The organism is Bacillus sp. SH5-2, assembly GCF_008368905.1.
Lineage (GTDB): Bacteria > Bacillota > Bacilli > Bacillales > Bacillaceae_G > Bacillus_A > Bacillus_A luti.
The window spans coordinates 38,093-55,193 of the sequence record NZ_QOSD01000019.1; the positions used below are offsets into that span (position 1 = coordinate 38,093).

Annotated in this window: 18 protein-coding genes; 16 read left to right on the top strand and 2 right to left on the bottom strand. The window is 35.4% G+C overall.

Annotated elements, in window-relative coordinates:
• The first annotated feature begins 70 nt into the window (after window positions 1–70).
• From DN410_RS14305 to DN410_RS14315, 3 genes are read left to right on the top strand one after another with little or no spacing between them, the layout of a single operon-like run.
• The gene (locus tag DN410_RS14305) at window positions 71–394 is read left to right on the top strand and encodes a PadR family transcriptional regulator (RefSeq protein WP_001102625.1); all 324 of its coding nucleotides are present in this window, start codon (window positions 71–73) and stop codon (window positions 392–394) included.
• Window positions 387–929: a DUF1700 domain-containing protein gene (locus DN410_RS14310; protein WP_001031394.1), complete on the top strand. Its 543-nt coding sequence runs from the start codon at window positions 387–389 to the stop codon at window positions 927–929. The genes DN410_RS14305 and DN410_RS14310 overlap by 8 nt, the downstream gene beginning before the upstream one ends.
• Before the next feature lie 3 nt (window positions 930–932).
• A complete protein-coding gene (locus DN410_RS14315; protein WP_149176997.1) occupies window positions 933–1,742 on the top strand; it encodes a DUF4097 family beta strand repeat-containing protein in 810 nt (269 codons plus the stop codon).
• Here DN410_RS14315 and lexA read toward each other — a convergent pair.
• Window positions 1,734–2,354, bottom strand: a complete 621-nt coding sequence (gene lexA / locus DN410_RS14320) for a transcriptional repressor LexA (RefSeq protein WP_000413735.1) — start codon at window positions 2,352–2,354, stop codon at window positions 1,734–1,736. The genes DN410_RS14315 and lexA overlap by 9 nt on opposite strands.
• Before the next feature lie 141 nt (window positions 2,355–2,495).
• Between lexA and DN410_RS14325 the strand changes: the two genes are divergently transcribed.
• Together DN410_RS14325 and DN410_RS14330 are read left to right on the top strand one after the other, a co-directional pair.
• Complete coding sequence (locus DN410_RS14325) at window positions 2,496–3,152, top strand: YneB family resolvase-like protein (RefSeq protein WP_149176998.1); 657 nt, start codon at window positions 2,496–2,498, stop codon at window positions 3,150–3,152.
• Between the two features lie 45 nt (window positions 3,153–3,197).
• Window positions 3,198–3,437, top strand: coding sequence for a DUF896 domain-containing protein (locus DN410_RS14330; RefSeq protein ID WP_000607015.1), 240 nt, complete (start codon window positions 3,198–3,200; stop codon window positions 3,435–3,437).
• A gap of 41 nt (window positions 3,438–3,478) precedes the next feature.
• Here the strand turns inward: DN410_RS14330 and DN410_RS14335 are convergent, their stop codons facing one another.
• Window positions 3,479–5,062, bottom strand: coding sequence for a bifunctional metallophosphatase/5'-nucleotidase (locus DN410_RS14335; protein WP_149176999.1), 1,584 nt, complete (start codon window positions 5,060–5,062; stop codon window positions 3,479–3,481).
• 185 nt (window positions 5,063–5,247) lie between these two features.
• Here DN410_RS14335 and DN410_RS14340 point away from each other — a divergent pair, with 185 nt between their 5' ends.
• The 11 genes from DN410_RS14340 to DN410_RS14390 all read left to right on the top strand — a co-directional run bounded on the left by DN410_RS14340 (window position 5,248) and on the right by DN410_RS14390 (window position 17,086).
• Window positions 5,248–6,186, top strand: a complete 939-nt coding sequence (locus DN410_RS14340) for a phosphate/phosphite/phosphonate ABC transporter substrate-binding protein (RefSeq protein ID WP_149177000.1) — start codon at window positions 5,248–5,250, stop codon at window positions 6,184–6,186.
• A gap of 95 nt (window positions 6,187–6,281) precedes the next feature.
• Complete coding sequence (phnC, locus tag DN410_RS14345) at window positions 6,282–7,055, top strand: phosphonate ABC transporter ATP-binding protein (protein ID WP_149177001.1); 774 nt, start codon at window positions 6,282–6,284, stop codon at window positions 7,053–7,055.
• The gene (gene phnE, locus DN410_RS14350) at window positions 7,052–7,846 is read left to right on the top strand and encodes a phosphonate ABC transporter, permease protein PhnE (protein WP_149177002.1); all 795 of its coding nucleotides are present in this window, start codon (window positions 7,052–7,054) and stop codon (window positions 7,844–7,846) included. The genes phnC and phnE (DN410_RS14350) overlap by 4 nt, the downstream gene beginning before the upstream one ends.
• Window positions 7,846–8,649, top strand: a complete 804-nt coding sequence (gene phnE, locus DN410_RS14355; protein WP_149177003.1) for a phosphonate ABC transporter, permease protein PhnE — start codon at window positions 7,846–7,848, stop codon at window positions 8,647–8,649. Before phnE (DN410_RS14350) ends, phnE (DN410_RS14355) begins: the two co-directional genes overlap by 1 nt.
• 87 nt (window positions 8,650–8,736) lie before the next feature.
• Entirely contained in the window at window positions 8,737–9,219 is a 483-nt protein-coding gene (locus tag DN410_RS14360) for a coproporphyrinogen III oxidase (RefSeq protein ID WP_149177004.1), read from the top strand.
• A 223-nt stretch (window positions 9,220–9,442) separates the two neighbouring features.
• Window positions 9,443–11,443 carry a transketolase gene (gene tkt, locus DN410_RS14365; RefSeq protein ID WP_149177005.1) on the top strand — a complete coding sequence of 667 codons (2,001 nt, stop codon included), beginning with the start codon at window positions 9,443–9,445 and terminating at the stop codon, window positions 11,441–11,443.
• A gap of 156 nt (window positions 11,444–11,599) precedes the next feature.
• The gene (sirA, locus tag DN410_RS14370) at window positions 11,600–12,040 is read left to right on the top strand and encodes a sporulation inhibitor of replication protein SirA (RefSeq protein WP_149177006.1); all 441 of its coding nucleotides are present in this window, start codon (window positions 11,600–11,602) and stop codon (window positions 12,038–12,040) included.
• Window positions 12,041–12,118: 78 nt separating this feature from the next.
• Window positions 12,119–12,340, top strand: coding sequence for a YneF family protein (locus DN410_RS14375; RefSeq protein WP_001123316.1), 222 nt, complete (start codon window positions 12,119–12,121; stop codon window positions 12,338–12,340).
• 124 nt (window positions 12,341–12,464) lie between these two features.
• Window positions 12,465–14,216 (top strand): ABC transporter transmembrane domain-containing protein, encoded by a 1,752-nt coding sequence (locus DN410_RS14380; RefSeq protein WP_149177007.1) that lies wholly within the window; start codon window positions 12,465–12,467, stop codon window positions 14,214–14,216.
• A complete protein-coding gene (locus DN410_RS14385) occupies window positions 14,216–15,979 on the top strand; it encodes an ABC transporter ATP-binding protein (RefSeq protein ID WP_149177008.1) in 1,764 nt (587 codons plus the stop codon). Before DN410_RS14380 ends, DN410_RS14385 begins: the two co-directional genes overlap by 1 nt.
• Before the next feature lie 99 nt (window positions 15,980–16,078).
• The gene (locus tag DN410_RS14390; RefSeq protein WP_149177009.1) at window positions 16,079–17,086 is read left to right on the top strand and encodes a nuclease-related domain-containing protein; all 1,008 of its coding nucleotides are present in this window, start codon (window positions 16,079–16,081) and stop codon (window positions 17,084–17,086) included.
• Window positions 17,087–17,101: the final 15 nt, after the last annotated feature.

Here is a 17,101-nt window from a genome sequence, read left to right on the forward strand (position 1 = left end):
AAATGGTATATTATGGATAAATAAGCTACTGTTTATTGAACAGTACTGTGGCGAGAAAGGAGGACTGCAATTGAACGTTCAGTTTAAAAAAGGTGTGTTAGAACTATGTGTTTTAGCACTTGTGAAACGTAAAGATAGTTATGGTTATGAACTTGTTCAGCAAATTTCAAATAAATTTTTAATATCGGAAGGGTCTGTGTATCCTTTATTACGTCGTTTAACGAAAGAAGGGTATTTTCAAACGTATTTGAAAGAATCTACCGAGGGGCCGCCTCGTAAATATTATCAGTTAACAGAGCAAGGGGAGATACAACTTAAGTTATTGGTAACAGAGTGGCAAGATTTTGCGAGAGGTGTACAAGAAATTATTGAAGGGGTGAGTTGGGATGAATAAGGAACAGTTTCTCAGGGAATTATCGAATCAGCTTAGAAAGCTACCAGAAGAAGAGCGGCAGGATATTTTGTTTGATTATGAAGAGCATTTTCAATTTGGAATAGAAGAAGGGAAAACTGAATCGGAAATAATAAAAGGGTTAGGTTCTCCGAAAACAATTGCAAAAGATTTACTTGCAATGTATCGATTTGATGAGATGAAAAAAGATCCTTCAACTTCAAATGTGACAAGAGCTGTCATGGCAGCGATTGGACTTAGTTTGTTTAATTTTATTATTGTTTTAGGTCCGCTAATTGCAATTATTGCTTTTATATTTTCCTTTTGGGTCGGTGGTATTGCGAGTGTAGTGACACCGTTTTTCGTTATTGTAAAAGTATTTATGGGCACTTTTATTTGGTTAGATCTTTTCGTTAGTATAACATTTGTCGGAGTAGGTTTGTTGTTATGTATTATCGCTTATTATAGTACGAAGTGGTTTAAGAGATTATGCGTACGATATGTGATGTGGAACTTCAAAATGATAAAAGGGGAGTAGATGATGAAAAAAATATTGTTCGTAGCAATTGCTTGTATCATTGTTGGGGTAATAGGGATTTCGCAAACATATAAAAAAGCAGTAGCAAATGTAGAGAAAGGAAATAAGGAAGAGGTTATTAAAAACGAAGCATTAAAAAACGTAGAAGTTGACTTGGATGCTGGAGATATTGTTATCCAAAAATCTCCGGATTCCTCTTTTTATGTAAAGCAAACAGGAGATGTGCGGAAACAGGAGATTCGTATTGCTGAAGAGGGTGACGTGTTAAAAATTATAGGGGGAAGGGAAAAGGGCGATTCGTTTGATTTTTCATTTTACAATTTCGGATTTCAAACACCTACATTGACTATATTTGTACCTGAACGTTTTTACGAAGAGATAAAAGTAAAATCATCCGCTGGACAAATAGAAATCAGTGATGTGAAAAGTGACCGTGTAAGTGTCGAGACGCTTGCTGGAGAAGTAGATTTGAAACATGTCACAGCTAAGAGTGTGGAGGGATCAACGAAAGCTGGTGAGCTGAGTTTTAAAAAGGTAATAGGGAAAGTAACGGCGAAAACGGCTAGTGGGGAAGTGCATATTATGGATCATGATCCTAAATATGATATAGAGGCAAGTTCAACTGCTGGAGATGTAGAGATTACTTTATTAGAAAAACCACAAGATGCCGTTATTAGTGGGCAAAGCGCTGCCGGAGATGTAACAATTTTTAATGAAGAAAATAAAAACGTAACAATTGGTAATGGCAGTAAAAAGATTATTGGTAAAACCGCTGCTGGAGATGTTACTTCTTTTTATTATTTTTTAATGTAAATCACGATAGACACCAATTACTTTTCCGATAACTGATACTTGTTTTAAAATGATAGGCTCTAATGAAGAATTTTCCGGCTGTAGACGGAAGTGGTCTTTTTCTTTATAAAAGCGTTTAACCGTTGCTTCGTTATCTTCTGTTAAAGCTACTACAATTTCACCGTTGTATGCAGACTGTTGTTGGCGAACAACAACTAAATCACCATCAAATATACCAGCGTCAATCATACTATCTCCAGAAATACGTAACATGAACACTTGATCTGCTCCAGCAACAATGCTAGCTGGAAGTGGGAAGTGATCTTCTACACTTTCAACTGCTGTAATCGGTAATCCAGCAGTAACTTTTCCGATGATAGGAACTTGAATAACAGATTGTGTTTCTGCATCCATTCGATCGTCACCTAAAATTTCAATTGCTCGTGGTTTTGTTGGATCGCGTCGAATATATCCTTTTTCTTCTAGTCGTGATAAATGTCCGTGCACTGTAGAACTAGAAGCGAGGCCGACTGCTTGACCGATTTCACGTACGGAAGGTGGATATCCTTTTTCTTGTACTTTTAGCTTAATAAAGTCGAGAATGTCTTGCTGGCGTTTCGTTAACTTTTCCATGTTTTCTAACACCTCGTTTTCTTTCATTTTTCTTATTAATAAGTATAACATGCGAAAAAACATTCTACAAACATAAGTTCGAACAAAAGGCGAATTTATGTTACACTGAAGGGAAATAATAGTGAGAAAGAGGGGTTCATAATGAATGCAATTATTTATGCACGTGTGAGTACAACAAAAGAAGCACAGGAAACATCATTATTACGTCAAAAAGATGAATTATTGCATTTAGCTGAGCGCTATCAAATGAATGTTATAAAAGTAATTGAAGAGCAGGCTAGTGGTTATACAATTGAACGTGACGGTATATTAGAAGTATTGGATACAATTCGAGACGAACAAATTGATGTGCTACTTATACAAGATGAAACGCGCCTCGGTAGGGGGAATGCGAAAATTGCATTAATGCACTGTTTACATAAAGAGGGAATCAAAGTGTATACACATACTCATAATGGTGAATTACAGCTTTCGGATTCTGATTCGATGGTGTTAGATATAATTGGGATTGTTGAAGAGTATCAAAGAAAGATTCATAACTTGAAAATTAAACGTGGCATGCAACGCGCAGTAGAAAAGGGCTATCGTCCCGAAAACAATTTAAAAAATCGTAATTTAAGCGTAGGCCGAGAGAAAAAAGAGGTGCCAATTGAAGAAATTGTGCGCTTACGGAAAAGTGAACTTACTTTCGAAGAAATTGCGGCAACGCTTCGTGGATTTGGTCATAATGTTTCAAAAGCGACTGTACATCGTAGATATGTAGAGTATACAAAGCAATTGCTTGATAAAGAAGAGTAACTATTGTATGATAATAATCAGTTTTGATTAGAAGGGGGATTCGAGATGATTAATCACGAACTCGTTGAACGCATTAACTTCTTAGCGAAAAAAGCAAAAGCTGAAGGTTTAACTGAAGAAGAGCAACGTGAGCGTCAATCGCTACGTGAACAATATTTAAAGGGATTTCGTCAAAATATGTTAAACGAACTTAAAGGGATTAAAGTTGTTAACGAAGAAGGTACAGATGTTACACCGACGAAACTAAAAGCTTTAAAAAAGCAAGATAATGCAAAATTAAATTAAAAGATGGGCGTAGCTGCCCATCTTTTTTATTGTTAAATTCGTTATTTAATAACTTTCCAGTTATTATTTTGCGTTGCTTCTATCTTTTTATGTTTCAATATATAGTTAGCGATAAGTTCAGACATATCTGTTGGTATGTCTTTTATTACTGGCTTATTTTGAAACATAAAGAAGTTCCCTCCGCCGCTTGCACGATAATTATTCATAACGACGTCATATTCTTCCTTCATATTTAGAGGAGCGTCTTTATACAGTAAAGATTCTACTCTCTCGCCAATTGGCTTGGAAATGTTTAATACATACGAAATTCCTTCCCACATATCGTAATTATAGTGTTGCGGCTTTGGTTCTATGTAGGTAGGGTTTACGATGATGGTTCCATCTACATTTAATGTGAAATAAGAAGCAGAGAGTTCAAGGGCATCTTTTATATCCGCTCCAGTTATCCGAATTACTTTTAATGTATTTGGATAAATATAATTAGAAACAATGTCACGCATTGTTACACGATTAGAGAAACCTGGAGATGTATTATGGAATAAGCTTGTACAAGAAATTGAAACGTTAGCTGTATCCATTTGTATTTTATTTATAAATTCAATAAATGGATGATCTTGCAAACGAGTTTGCATAACATCTGAAATTTGCATGTCCCCATGAATGATTCCAATAGGTTGATCAAGCCATTTTTGTGTATTCTCTTCATAATCAGATACTAAGGAAAGAACATCTGGATCTGCCTCAATTCCTTGCACCGTCAACAACTCTGAATAACTTTCTTTTTTTACCCACTTCTGTTCCATTCTTTCGAAGGTTACGGTTGTTTTTCCAACTGATTGCCCATTACATCCAGTCTGTAAAATTGTTACACCGTTAGCTATTGTGTGAGAAATTTCTCGGTGTTGGTGGCCTGTTAATAAAATATCTATACCTTCAATTTCATGACATATTGCATATCCTTGGTTCTCGCCTGTTAACACTTCAGTTGGTACTCCGGTCTGTAAATCACGTTCAAATCCTCCGTGATAGGCTACGACTAGTAAATCGGGTTTTTCGTGTTCGTGGATGTAAGCAACCCATTTTTTTGTAGTTTCCAGTGCGTCTTCAAAATGTAAGTCTTGAATATGAAGGGGTTGTTCCCAGTTTGGGATGTAATGTGTTGTTACTCCTAAAATCGCAATTTTTATATTTGCTTCAATATGTTTTATTATATAAGGCTTCCCGAAATAGGGTTCTTTTATGTTTTTATCTAAAATGTTTGCGGATAAGTACGGGAAGTTTGCGGTTTCTACAGCATGATCTAATATATCCATCCCATAATTAAATTCATGATTTCCGATAACTGCAGCATCGTAACTTATATAGTTGGCTAATAAGGACATTGGGTTTTTCTTATCTTTTTCGTATGTAGCGTAATGGTAAGTAAATGGTGTTCCTTGAATGAAGTCCCCGTTATCGATTAAAAGAATGTTTTTATTTTTAGAACGTTCTTTTTTTATAAGAGTAGAAATTTTAGCTAAACCAATTTCTGCTTGGGAATTATCTTGGTAGTGAATTGGATAAACAGTACCATGTATATCACTTGTTAATAAGATGTTTAAAGTTACAATTTGATTTTGATTCAACATCATTCACCTTTTCTATTGTTATCTTCATGTTAATCATATCAAAAATATGAAGAGAATTTTAATGTGAATGTATAAAGTGTGTAAAGATTCTGTAAATAGATAATTATTTGTGAAAATGTGTGATATATTTCTTCATGTTTACGGAAGGTTATTTTATAACAACAAAAAATGGAGGCATTAACATGTTGAAAAAAGTTTTTGCAATGAGTACAACAGTTGTACTAGCAGCGGGATTATTAAGTGGCTGTGGAACGAAGGAATCAAGTGCAAGTAAAAATGAAGATACAAAAAAAGGGTATGTACCGAAGACGTTAAATGTTCAATTTGTTCCTTCTCAAAATGCAGACACGTTAGAAGCTAAGGCAAAACCGTTGGAAAAGTTATTAAGTGATAAATTAAACATTCCGGTAAAAGTTAGTATTTCAACGAATTACAATACAATTGTAGAAGCGATGGCATCTAAGCAAGTAGATGTAGGTTTCTTACCTCCAACTGCGTATGTGTTAGCGCATGAGAAAAAGGCTGCAAATGTAATTTTACAGGCGCAACGTTTTGGAGTAGAGGATGAAACAGGAGCTCCTACAAAAGATTTAGTAGATTTTTATAAATCTGAATTTGTTGTTAAGAAAGATTCTAATATTAATAGTGTAAAAGATTTAAAAGGTAAAAAAATTGGTTATCAAGATGTGGCATCATCAGCAGGGTATGTATGGCCAGCAGCGGTACTATTAAAAGAGGGAATTGATCCGTTGAAAGATGTGAAACCTGTTACATTAAAAGGTCACGATCAGTCTCTTATTGCCCTTTTAAATGGTGACGTAGATGCAGCTGTTGTATTTCAAGATGCACGTAATATTGTGAAAAAAGATTATCCAAATATATTTGATCAAACAAAAATAGTGAAATTTACAGAGAAAATTCCAAACGATACAATTTCGGTACGCTCTGATTTAGATGCAGAGTGGAGTAAGAAATTACAAGATGCTTTCATTGAAATTGGAAAGAATGAGGAAGGTCATAAAATTATTAAAGAAGTATACTCGCATGAAGGGTATGTTAAATCTGATGATAGTAAATTTGATATCGTTCGTGAATATGGAAAGAAAGTGAAAACACAATAATACATATGGAAATGGCGACTAACTGGAAGACGTGTGATTTCGGTTAGTTTGCCGTTTTTAGGTTATTGATAATACATTGAAGGTAGGTAAGATGTGTGATAGAGTTTCAAAACGTCTCCAAAGTGTATCAGAATGGTACAAAAGGATTGAATAATATAAATTTAAAGATTGAAAAAGGTGAGTTTGTTGTAATGGTCGGATTATCAGGGGCTGGGAAATCTACTCTTCTCAGATCAGTAAATCGTCTTCATGAGATTACAGAAGGTGAAATTATTATTGAAGGCGAGTCTATTACTGCTGCAAAAGGAAAAGGATTAAGACGCATGCGCCGAGATATAGGTATGATTTTTCAAAGTTTTAATCTTGTAAAACGATCAACGGTATTGAAAAATGTATTAGCTGGCCGTGTTGGATATCATTCAACACTGCGTACAACGTTAGGGTTGTTTCCAAAAGAAGATCTGGAGCTTGCATTTCAGGCGTTAAAAAGAGTGAACATTTTGGAGAAAGCATATGCACGAGCTGATGAATTATCAGGAGGACAACAGCAACGTGTATCGATAGCGAGAGCATTGGCGCAAGAAGCGAAAATTATATTGGCGGATGAACCTGTTGCATCGCTAGATCCACTCACAACAAAGCAAGTGCTCGATGATTTGAAAAAAATTAACGAAGATTTTGGGATTACGACGATTGTAAACTTGCATTCTATTGATTTAGCTAGGCAATATGCTACTCGTATTATTGGATTACATGCAGGTGAAATTGTCTTTGATGGATTGGTAGAAGAGGCAACGGATGAAAAATTTGCTGAAATATATGGAGAAGTAGCTCGGAAAAGTGAATTATTAGAGGTGGCAGCTAAATGAATGACGTGACGATGTACTCGAAATCGATGCCGAAGCCACCGAGTAAATTGAAACATATGTTAACGGTTATTCTCGTTATTATACTGTTGTGGGGCAGTAGTGTGCAGGTCGACGCATCATTTTCAAAACTAGTAGTTGGTTTTCCTAATATGATGGATTTATTGAAGGAAATGGTGCCACCCGATTGGGGTTATTTTGAAGTTATTACAACAGCAATGTTAGATACGATACGTATGGCGATTATTGGGACGACTTTAGGGGCGATTTTAGCTATTCCACTTGCACTATTTGCGGCGAGCAATGTATTTACTAATGTGTTTTTGTACAGTCCAGCTCGCTTAATTTTAAATTTTATACGGACGATACCAGATTTACTATTAGCTGCTATTTTTGTGGCGATTTTTGGAATAGGACCGCTTCCAGGTATTTTGGCTCTTACTTGTTTTTCGGTTGGGCTCGTAGCAAAATTGTTGTATGAGTCTATTGAAGCAATTGATCCGGGACCGTTAGAAGCGATGACAGCTGTAGGAGCTAATAAGGTGCAGTGGATTGTTTATGGAGTAATTCCGCAAGTGAAAGCGCATTTTGTCTCTTATGTACTTTATACATTTGAGGTGAATGTACGTGCAGCAGCAGTTTTAGGGTTAGTAGGAGCAGGTGGCATTGGATTGTATTATGACCGTACACTTGGATTTTTACAATATCAACAAACTGCTTCTATTATTATTTATACTCTTGTTGTTGTATTGTTAATTGATTATATAAGTACGTTGTTGCGGGAGAAATTATAATGAGTGAATCGACGATGATCATACCAAAACGAAAGAAACCAAGTGTATATCGCTGGATTATTTTTATAGCACTTGCAGTTATATATGTATGGGCCTTTTCAGGAGTCCCGCTAGAGGGAATAAAGAATACCGCGGGAGAAATTACAAAAGCAATTATGACAGGGGTATTTAACCCAGATTGGTCGTATGTATCTTTGCCAGATGGAGAAGATTTATTACATGGTTTAATTGATACGTTGGCTATTGCAGTATTAGGTACATTTATTTCCGCCTTTTTATCTATACCATTTGCTTTTTGGGCAGCAACAAATATGAGTAGTGGAAAATTAACTTCAGGAACTGGGAAATTTGTACTTAGTTTTGTTCGTACATTTCCTGAATTAGTTATGGCTCTTTTATTTATAAAAGCTGTTGGACCAGGTTCTTTTGCCGGAGTTCTAGCTTTAGGGTTACACTCTATTGGGATGTTAGGAAAGCTATATTCAGAAGGGATTGAAAATATAGATAAGGGACCGACTGAAGCACTAATTGCTACAGGGGCAAACCGTTTTCAAATTCTTTGGTACGCGGTATTACCACAAGTGTTACCTGATTTCTTATCTTATACGTTATATAGGTTTGAAATTAATGTGCGATCCGCTGCAATATTAGGCGTTATTGGAGCAGGTGGTATTGGTACACCACTAATTTTTGCTTTAAGTTCACGGAATTGGTCCCGCGTAGGAATTATTTTATTAGGCATCATTTTAATGGTAATTATAATTGATTTTATTTCAAGTTCGATAAGGAAGAAAATTGTATAATTTATTTTAGAAGCACCTATAAAAGGTGCTTCTTTTATATAATGAGAATAAATAATGTAGATATTATTGGATAATGGGAGGGGTCTTTTGGCTTTACAGCATGAATTTGTATTTGTTTCATTTGAAAAAAAGGGATTGGATCTTGAAGGTGTGAATTGGATTGAAGATTGTTTCTTGTATAAAGAAGAGGCGACGATAGAGGAATATGTTGTATTAAGTGATGAGTTAATTGTGTATCTATTAGATTTTATCTATTGGATTCCGGTTTATTATCCTGCTAAAAGAGCAGAAGGGTTTGGGATTCATTATTATGGTATTACAAAAATTGAACAGAAAGGGGCAGTCGTAGCAGAACAGTTATTTTCTTTGCTGGTTAGTATGTTTTCTTTAGCGCCAGAAACAATCGAACTGACAGGACAGTTTCAATGGGAAAATGATAATAATACTGATGGAGAATATGAAAGATATGTAATTGATCGAGATAAATTATGTCAAGATTTAAAGTCTTTTATTCGTTTGCTTCGTAGAGTGAAAAATAGGGAAGGATATATCTTGCATTATGGAATTTGAAAATGATGTATAAATATACAGATAATTCCCTTTCTTTTTAAAATAAAAACAATGAAAAAGTATGTCATATTGAATGCCCATACATTCCCGGAAACATTGATTTTTTTATGTAAAATCAAAAAAATATCAACATATTTGTCGATACATGTTGTATAATCTTGCGTGGGAAGCTATCATATAAATGTATAAAACGTTTACTAATATAAGCGAAGGGAAGAATAGCATGTCACATTCAATCGAACAACTTTCTATCAACACGATTCGCACATTATCCATCGATGCGATTGAAAAAGCAAACTCTGGTCACCCAGGAATGCCAATGGGTGCAGCACCAATGGCTTATACATTATGGACTCAATTTATGAAACATAATCCAAATAACCCAACGTGGTTTAACCGTGATCGTTTCGTATTATCTGCAGGTCATGGTTCAATGTTATTATACAGCCTACTTCACCTATCTGGTTATGATGTAACAATGGATGACTTAAAGAACTTCCGTCAATGGGGAAGCAAAACTCCAGGACATCCTGAGTACGGTCATACAGCAGGTGTAGATGCAACTACTGGTCCTCTTGGACAAGGTATTGCAACTGCTGTAGGTATGGCGATGGCTGAAAGACATTTAGCTGCTAAATATAACCGTGATGCGTATAATGTAGTAGATCATCATACATACGCTATTTGTGGTGATGGAGATTTAATGGAAGGCGTTTCTGCTGAAGCATCTTCATTAGCTGCTCATTTACAATTAGGTCGTCTTGTTGTGTTATACGATTCAAACGATATTTCATTAGATGGCGATTTAAATCGTTCATTCTCTGAAAGTGTAGAAGATCGTTACAAAGCATACGGATGGCAAGTAATCCGTGTTGAGGATGGAAACGATATTGAAGCAATCGCGAAAGCAATTGAAGAAGCGAAAGCCGACGAAAAACGCCCAACGCTAATTGAAGTAAGAACGACAATTGGTTTCGGCTCTCCAAACAAATCAGGAAAATCAGCTTCACACGGTTCTCCACTTGGTGTAGACGAAACGAAATTAACGAAAGAAGCATATGCTTGGACTGCTGAACAAGATTTCCATGTTGCAGAAGAAGTATATGACAACTTCCGCAAAACGGTACAAGATGTTGGTGAAACTGCGCAAGCAGCTTGGAACACGATGTTAGGCGAATATGCGCAAGCATATCCAGAATTAGCAAACGAATTGCAAGCAGCAATGAACGGTCAACTTCCAGAAGGTTGGGAGCAAAACTTACCAACTTATGAATTAGGATCTAAAGCAGCAACTCGTAATTCTTCAGGTACTGTAATTAATGCAATTGCAGAGTCTGTACCATCATTCTTCGGTGGATCTGCTGACCTTGCTGGTTCTAACAAAACATATATGAATAACGAAAAAGACTTTACAAGAGATGACTACAGCGGTAAAAACATTTGGTACGGTGTACGTGAGTTCGCAATGGGTGCAGCAATGAACGGTATTGCACTACATGGCGGTTTAAAAACTTACGGTGGTACGTTCTTCGTATTCTCTGACTACTTACGTCCAGCAATTCGTCTTGCAGCATTAATGCAATTGCCAGTAACGTATGTATTCACGCACGACAGTATCGCTGTTGGTGAAGACGGTCCAACACATGAACCAATCGAACAATTAGCAGCGCTTCGTGCAATGCCAAACGTTTCTGTTATTCGTCCAGCTGACGGTAACGAATCTGTTGCAGCTTGGAGATTAGCTTTAGAATCTACAAACAAACCAACTGCTTTAGTATTAACTCGTCAAGATCTTCCAACATTAGAAGGTGCAAAAGACGATACGTATGAAAAAGTAGCAAAAGGTGCATATGTAGTTTCTGCAAGCAAGAAAGAAACAGCTGATGTTATCTTACTTGCAACTGGATCTGAAGTAAGTTTAGCTGTTGAAGCACAAAAAGCATTAGCAGTAGACGGCGTTGACGCAGCTGTTGTCAGCATGCCATCTATGGATCGCTTTGAAGCTCAAACAGCTGAGTACAAAGAATCTGTATTACCAAAAGCAGTAACGAAACGTTTCGCAATCGAAATGGGAGCTACATTTGGATGGCACCGTTACGTAGGTCTTGAAGGAGATGTGTTAGGTATCGATACATTCGGTGCTTCTGCTCCTGGTGAGAAGATTATGGAAGAGTATGGATTTACTGTAGAGAACGTTGTTCGTAAAGTAAAAGAAATGCTTTAATGATTTCAGAAAAATCTCTCCGGCATGGAGAGGTTTTTCTATGTAAATGAGTTTTTTCGACAGAAAAAGTTTTTTATCTCTCCGCAGTCAGACAATCATTGCAAATTTTCTTCTATATAATGAAGAGAAAAGGTTGTCCAGATTGGGAGGCTGAAGATGAAAACGTATGAATTGTATTTAATTCAAGAGGATATTGCGAAAGCTTATTTTGGTCGTGAATATTTATTTTTTGATTTATTTGCTCGATTTTCAGAATCTGGGTCCCTTTCGGAGAAAAAAGTGTTATACAAACAAATGATGTATATAACGATGCCATTACAAGTAATGAAAATTCATCATAAATTAGAGCAAGCTTTACGTGATCTTGGTAGATATGATAGAACACATCATACACATACACTTTTTACAGGAGCGGAATACGGCGAAATAATGGTGAAACCACACTATATTCGTATGAACACCTCTGGAAATGTCTCTATGGAAACGACTTTTTTTGAGGTGCTTAGAAAGTGTGAATTAACATTTTTAGCTATGGATTATGAAAATACAAAGTACGGATGGCTGAATCCTCTAAAACAAGTACGAACATATGTGTAAAAAATGTCGAATTGTATCTTGTCTTATTGAAAAGGTTTTAGTACACTGTAAGGTAGACAACATGAAGGAGGAAAATATATGCCAATTTGGTTAGGTATTCTAGTGGGCGTAGTAGCACTAGTAGCAGGCGTGGCGTTAGGATTTTTCATTGCCCGCAAATACATGATGAACTACTTAGAAAAAAATCCACCAATTAATGAACAAATGTTAAAAATGATGATGATGCAGATGGGACAAAAACCTTCTCAAAAGAAAATCAATCAAATGATGAGCGCGATGAGCAAGCAACAAACGAAATAAGCGCTAAAAGACACTCGCTAAGAGTGTCTTTTCTTTTTGTTAGTTATAGAGTTTAAAACTTTTAAAAATTCTGTATTTTTGGTAAACTGAAAACATCGCTCATTTTAAGGGAGGAGGAAAAAACATGAAGGTATTTATTAATTTAGCTTGGTTTTTTAAACAAGAAAAACGAGCGTACATAATCGGAATTATTATTTTATTTGGTGTCGCGCTTCTTGAACTTGTAGCGCCAAGAGTACTAGGAATTGTAGTAGATGAAATTAATAATGGAACATTAACATCTGAAAAATTGTTGAAGTGGGTTATTCTATTAGTAGTTGTAGGGATTACGATGTACATATTACGTTACTTATGGCGTATTATGATTTTTGGATCTTCTTTAAAACTAGCCCGTCAATTACGAAAGAATTTATATGAACATTTTACAAGGATGAGCCCATCTTTTTATCAATCACGTCGTACGGGCGATTTGATGGCACATGCGACTAATGATATTCAAGCAATTCAACAAACGGCTGGAGCGGGTGTTTTAACACTAGTTGATTCATTAGCGGTTGGAGGGTGTGTACTCGTAGCGATGGGTTTTACAATTAGCTGGAAGTTGACGTTATTAAGTTTAATTCCGATGCCAATTGTAGCGATTTCTACAAATTATTATGGAACTTTATTACATAAAAGGTTCCATAAAGCACAGCAATCGTTTTCGGAAATCAATGATAAGGTGCAAGAGAGTATGAGTGGGATGAAGGTAATTCGCTCACTTGGACAAGAGAAAGAAGATTTACAAGCGTTTCGAAAAAAGTCAGAAGATGTCGTACATAAAAATATGTTAGTCGCTCGTATTGATTCGTTGTTTGATCCAACAATCGCTCTTATCGTTGGGTTTTCTTTTTTAATTGCAGTATGTTACGGGTCAGTATTAGTTGTGAGAGGTGAATTGACAGTCGGTGAATTAGTTACATTTACAACATATTTAGGTACTCTTGTTTGGCCGATGTTAGCATTTGGATGGTTGTTTAATATTATGGAGCGTGGACGCGCTTCGTATGACCGTGTAGAGAAAATCCTTTCTCAAAAATCAGATGTAGTAAATAGAGAAAACGCTGTACATACAATAGCGAGCGGTGATGTTTCATTTGCGATTGATTCATTTTCATATAAGAAAAATGAACTGTTAAATTTAACAGATGTTCACTTTGATTTGAAGAAGGGGGAAACGCTTGGGGTTGTAGGACGTACAGGTATGGGAAAAACAACTTTATTAAAATGTTTAATCCGTGAGTATGACCATTTTAATGGCGAATTAAAAGTTGGGGAGCGAGATATTCGAGATGTAACACTTTACGGTGTCCGTTCTGCCATTTCATATGTGCCGCAAGATCACTTTTTATTTTCAGCGAGTATTGGGGAGAATATTGCCTTCGGAAAGGCGGATGCTACACATAATGAAATTACTCGTGCTGCAGAGATTGCTTGTATTCATAATGATATACTCCAATTTTCAGAAGGGTATGAAACAGTAGTTGGGGAAAGAGGAGTTTCTTTATCTGGAGGCCAAAAACAGAGAATCTCAATAGCGCGTGCTTTATTAACCAATGCTGAAATTTTAATTTTGGACGACTGTTTATCTGCTGTAGATGCAAAAACAGAAGAAACGATTTTAAATGCATTAAAGAGGGAAAGAGCAGGGAAAACGACGATTATTACTGCTCATCGTTTAAGTGCAATTCAACATGCCAACCTTATTCTAGTTATGGATGAAGGTAGAATTGTACAACGAGGTACACATGAGCAATTAATGAAAGAAAACGGTTGGTATAAAGAAATGTACGAAAGCCAGCAGTTAGAAGCATTAGTGGAGAAAGGAGGCGTATGATGGCTAAGAAAAAACAGAGTGATTTAAGAAGATTGCTTTCTTATATGAGACCATATAAAAGGTTATTAGCATTAGCATTTTTATTTCTAGTTGGTGCAACTGTAACTGAAATGATGGGTCCTTTTTTAATTAAACAATTTCTTGATGAACACTTAGTACCACGTAACTTTGATCAATCAGCACTTGTTACTCTATTTGTAGTGTATATTGTTGCTCATTTATTAAAAGTATTATTTACTTATTTAGACTTATTGTATTTTCAAAATATCGCTTTTAAAATTGTTCAAGACATGCGTGTTGAAGTATATGAGCATGTTCAAAAATTGTCATTAAGCTTCTTTGATCGTACGCCGATTGGTACTCTCGTATCACGCATAACGAATGATACGGAAGCGATAAAAGATTTTTACGTAAGTGTATTATCAACGTTTGTGAAAAATATCGTTTTTTTAGTAGGTATTTTAGTAGCGATGTTTTTATTAAATGTAAAATTAGCGTTATTTTCTCTCGTGTTAATTCCAATCATGTTTTCGATCATGGTATTATATCGCCGGAAAAGTGCCGTTTTTTATTTAGAAGTACGTAATCAACTGAGTGTTTTAAACGCAAAGTTAAACGAGTCCATTCAAGGGATGAATATTATTCAAGTGTTCAGACAAGAAAAGCGTATGAGAAAAGAGTTTGAAGAAGTGAATAATAAACATTATAGTGCAGGGCGACGTACGTTAAAGTTAGACGCATTACTTTTACGTCCAGCTACAGATTTAGTTCATATTATAGCAATTGCGTTAGTACTTGGCTTATTTGGAATTGATGCTTTAAAAAGTCCAGTTGAAGTAGGGGTTTTATATGCCTTTGTTAACTATATTCATCGTTTCTTCCAGCCTGTAAATGAGATGATGATGAAATTGTCATTTTTCCAACAGGCACTTGTTTCATCGTCACGTGTATTTCATTTAATGGATGAAAAAGATTTAGCACCAATTCAAAAAGGGAATGGGAACCCTCAAGTAGTTGATGGAGATATTAAATTTAAAAATGTTACTTTTTCGTATGATGGAAAGCGTGATGTTTTGAAAAATGTATCTTTTCACGTGAAACAAGGGCAAACGGTTGCTTTTGTTGGGCATACTGGTAGCGGGAAAAGTACGATTATGAATTTATTAATGCGATTTTATAACATTAAATCAGGAAATATTGTAATAGATGGTGTGGATTTAGAGAATTTTGGAGAACAAGAAATTAGAAAGAAAATAGGACTCGTATTGCAAGATGCATTTTTATTTGCGGGAAATATTAAGCAAAATATTCGTATGTACAATGAAGAGATTACGGATGAAGAAGTAAAAGAAGCTGCACGATTTGTGCAAGCCAATATGTTTATTGAAAAATTACCAGAGCAGTATGAAACAGAAGTAGTAGAAAGAGGAGCTGCATTTTCTAGCGGGCAACGACAATTAATCGCGTTTGCTAGAACGATAGCAACGAATCCGAAAGTATTAGTATTAGATGAGGCAACAGCTAATATTGATACAGAAACAGAAGAGGCTATCCAAACAGCGTTGCAGCAAATGCGAAAAGGGAGAACGACGATAGCAATTGCGCACAGATTATCTACAATTCAAGATGCAGATCAAATTTTTGTTATGCATGATGGAGAGATAGTGGAGAGAGGAACACATCAAGAGTTACTGAGTGAACAAGGTTTGTATTATAATATGTATTTACTACAAAATAAAGGAAGTTTGCAAAAGGCCTTGTAGAACTACAAGGTCTTTTGATTGCACTTGAAATTTCTACAAAATATATATCGATAACATAGTATAATGTAGTAGAAATATGTATATAAAAGGAGTCGAACTATGGATTATGTGCTAATAGGTATAATTTTATTATTATTAGCTGGAGTGTTCGTACTGTTTTATAAAAATAAACAGTTAGAATCAGAGAGTCAGCAAGTGGAATTTGAAAAGAAGCAAGCAATTGAAACGTATGAAAATGAAATTGCAGCTACGGTTACAGAACATAAAGAACAACAAAATACATTGAAAAATATGGAACAGAAGAAATACAATGATTTACAAGTAAGTGCAAATAGAGAACTTGAAAATATGCGTATGATGAAAAATCAGTTAGCTATACAACATAGTAAAGAACGTAGTGAAATGCAAGATAAACATAGTAATGAAATACATATGTTCCAAAAGCTAATTGCGGATTTACGAGAGTATACTAAAAATGGTGCTGAAGTGAATACACACGAAACATTATATTATATGAAACGAGGATTCGTAGAGCAAGGAATAATAGTAGATAATGAATTTCATATTATGCCGAACGTTTTCGTTAGAAATCAGCGTGGAGGAAATGATTTTCGGATTCATCATCTTGTCTTAAGTAAAACGGGCATATATCTACTTGAGACGAAAGAATGGACAGGGAAGTTAATTCATGGTTTAACGAAAGAAAATGCTAATATATATTCATTTATGATTGATGAAATTGGTAAGTATCAACAAGTGGTTGAGAAAGAAGAGACGTTTGAATGGATTACAGGTGCAGATTCATTAACGCTACAAGTGAAAAATGAAGGGAATCCAGTATGTAGAGCGAAGGAACTATCTCACATTTTATACAATCGATTGAAAGAAATACAAGTTGATATTGTAAAAGAAAATGTAAAGGCAGTTGTATATTTTTATAATGAAAGTGGCAAAGAATTGATAGATCTTTCTGAAGAAGAAACGCCGAGATTAAAAGATAGAGAGCAAATTGTAACGTTCTTCAGAAATGAAATTTTAACAGGGAAAGTAATATATACAGAACAAGAATTAGAAATGATTCGAGAAATGATTAGTAGAATGAATTAAAAAGGGGAGAGCTTT

Bases quoted from the DNA above. Each gene is read 5' to 3' on its own strand.
- lexA (WP_000413735.1), bottom strand. From the start codon at position 2,354: ATGGAAAAGTTAACGAAACGCCAGCAAGACATTCTCGACTTTATTAAG.
- DN410_RS14390 (WP_149177009.1), top strand. From the start codon at position 16,079: ATGGATTATGTGCTAATAGGTATAATTTTATTATTATTAGCTGGAGTG.
- DN410_RS14385 (WP_149177008.1), top strand. From the start codon at position 14,216: ATGGCTAAGAAAAAACAGAGTGATTTAAGAAGATTGCTTTCTTATATG.
- DN410_RS14325 (WP_149176998.1), top strand. From the start codon at position 2,496: ATGAATGCAATTATTTATGCACGTGTGAGTACAACAAAAGAAGCACAG.
- phnE (WP_149177002.1), top strand. From the start codon at position 7,052: ATGAATGACGTGACGATGTACTCGAAATCGATGCCGAAGCCACCGAGT.
- DN410_RS14310 (WP_001031394.1), top strand. From the start codon at position 387: ATGAATAAGGAACAGTTTCTCAGGGAATTATCGAATCAGCTTAGAAAG.
- DN410_RS14380 (WP_149177007.1), top strand. From the start codon at position 12,465: ATGAAGGTATTTATTAATTTAGCTTGGTTTTTTAAACAAGAAAAACGA.
- DN410_RS14375 (WP_001123316.1), top strand. From the start codon at position 12,119: ATGCCAATTTGGTTAGGTATTCTAGTGGGCGTAGTAGCACTAGTAGCA.
- tkt (WP_149177005.1), top strand. From the start codon at position 9,443: ATGTCACATTCAATCGAACAACTTTCTATCAACACGATTCGCACATTA.
- phnE (WP_149177003.1), top strand. From the start codon at position 7,846: ATGAGTGAATCGACGATGATCATACCAAAACGAAAGAAACCAAGTGTA.
- DN410_RS14330 (WP_000607015.1), top strand. From the start codon at position 3,198: ATGATTAATCACGAACTCGTTGAACGCATTAACTTCTTAGCGAAAAAA.
- sirA (WP_149177006.1), top strand. From the start codon at position 11,600: ATGAAAACGTATGAATTGTATTTAATTCAAGAGGATATTGCGAAAGCT.
- DN410_RS14315 (WP_149176997.1), top strand. From the start codon at position 933: ATGAAAAAAATATTGTTCGTAGCAATTGCTTGTATCATTGTTGGGGTA.
- DN410_RS14340 (WP_149177000.1), top strand. From the start codon at position 5,248: ATGTTGAAAAAAGTTTTTGCAATGAGTACAACAGTTGTACTAGCAGCG.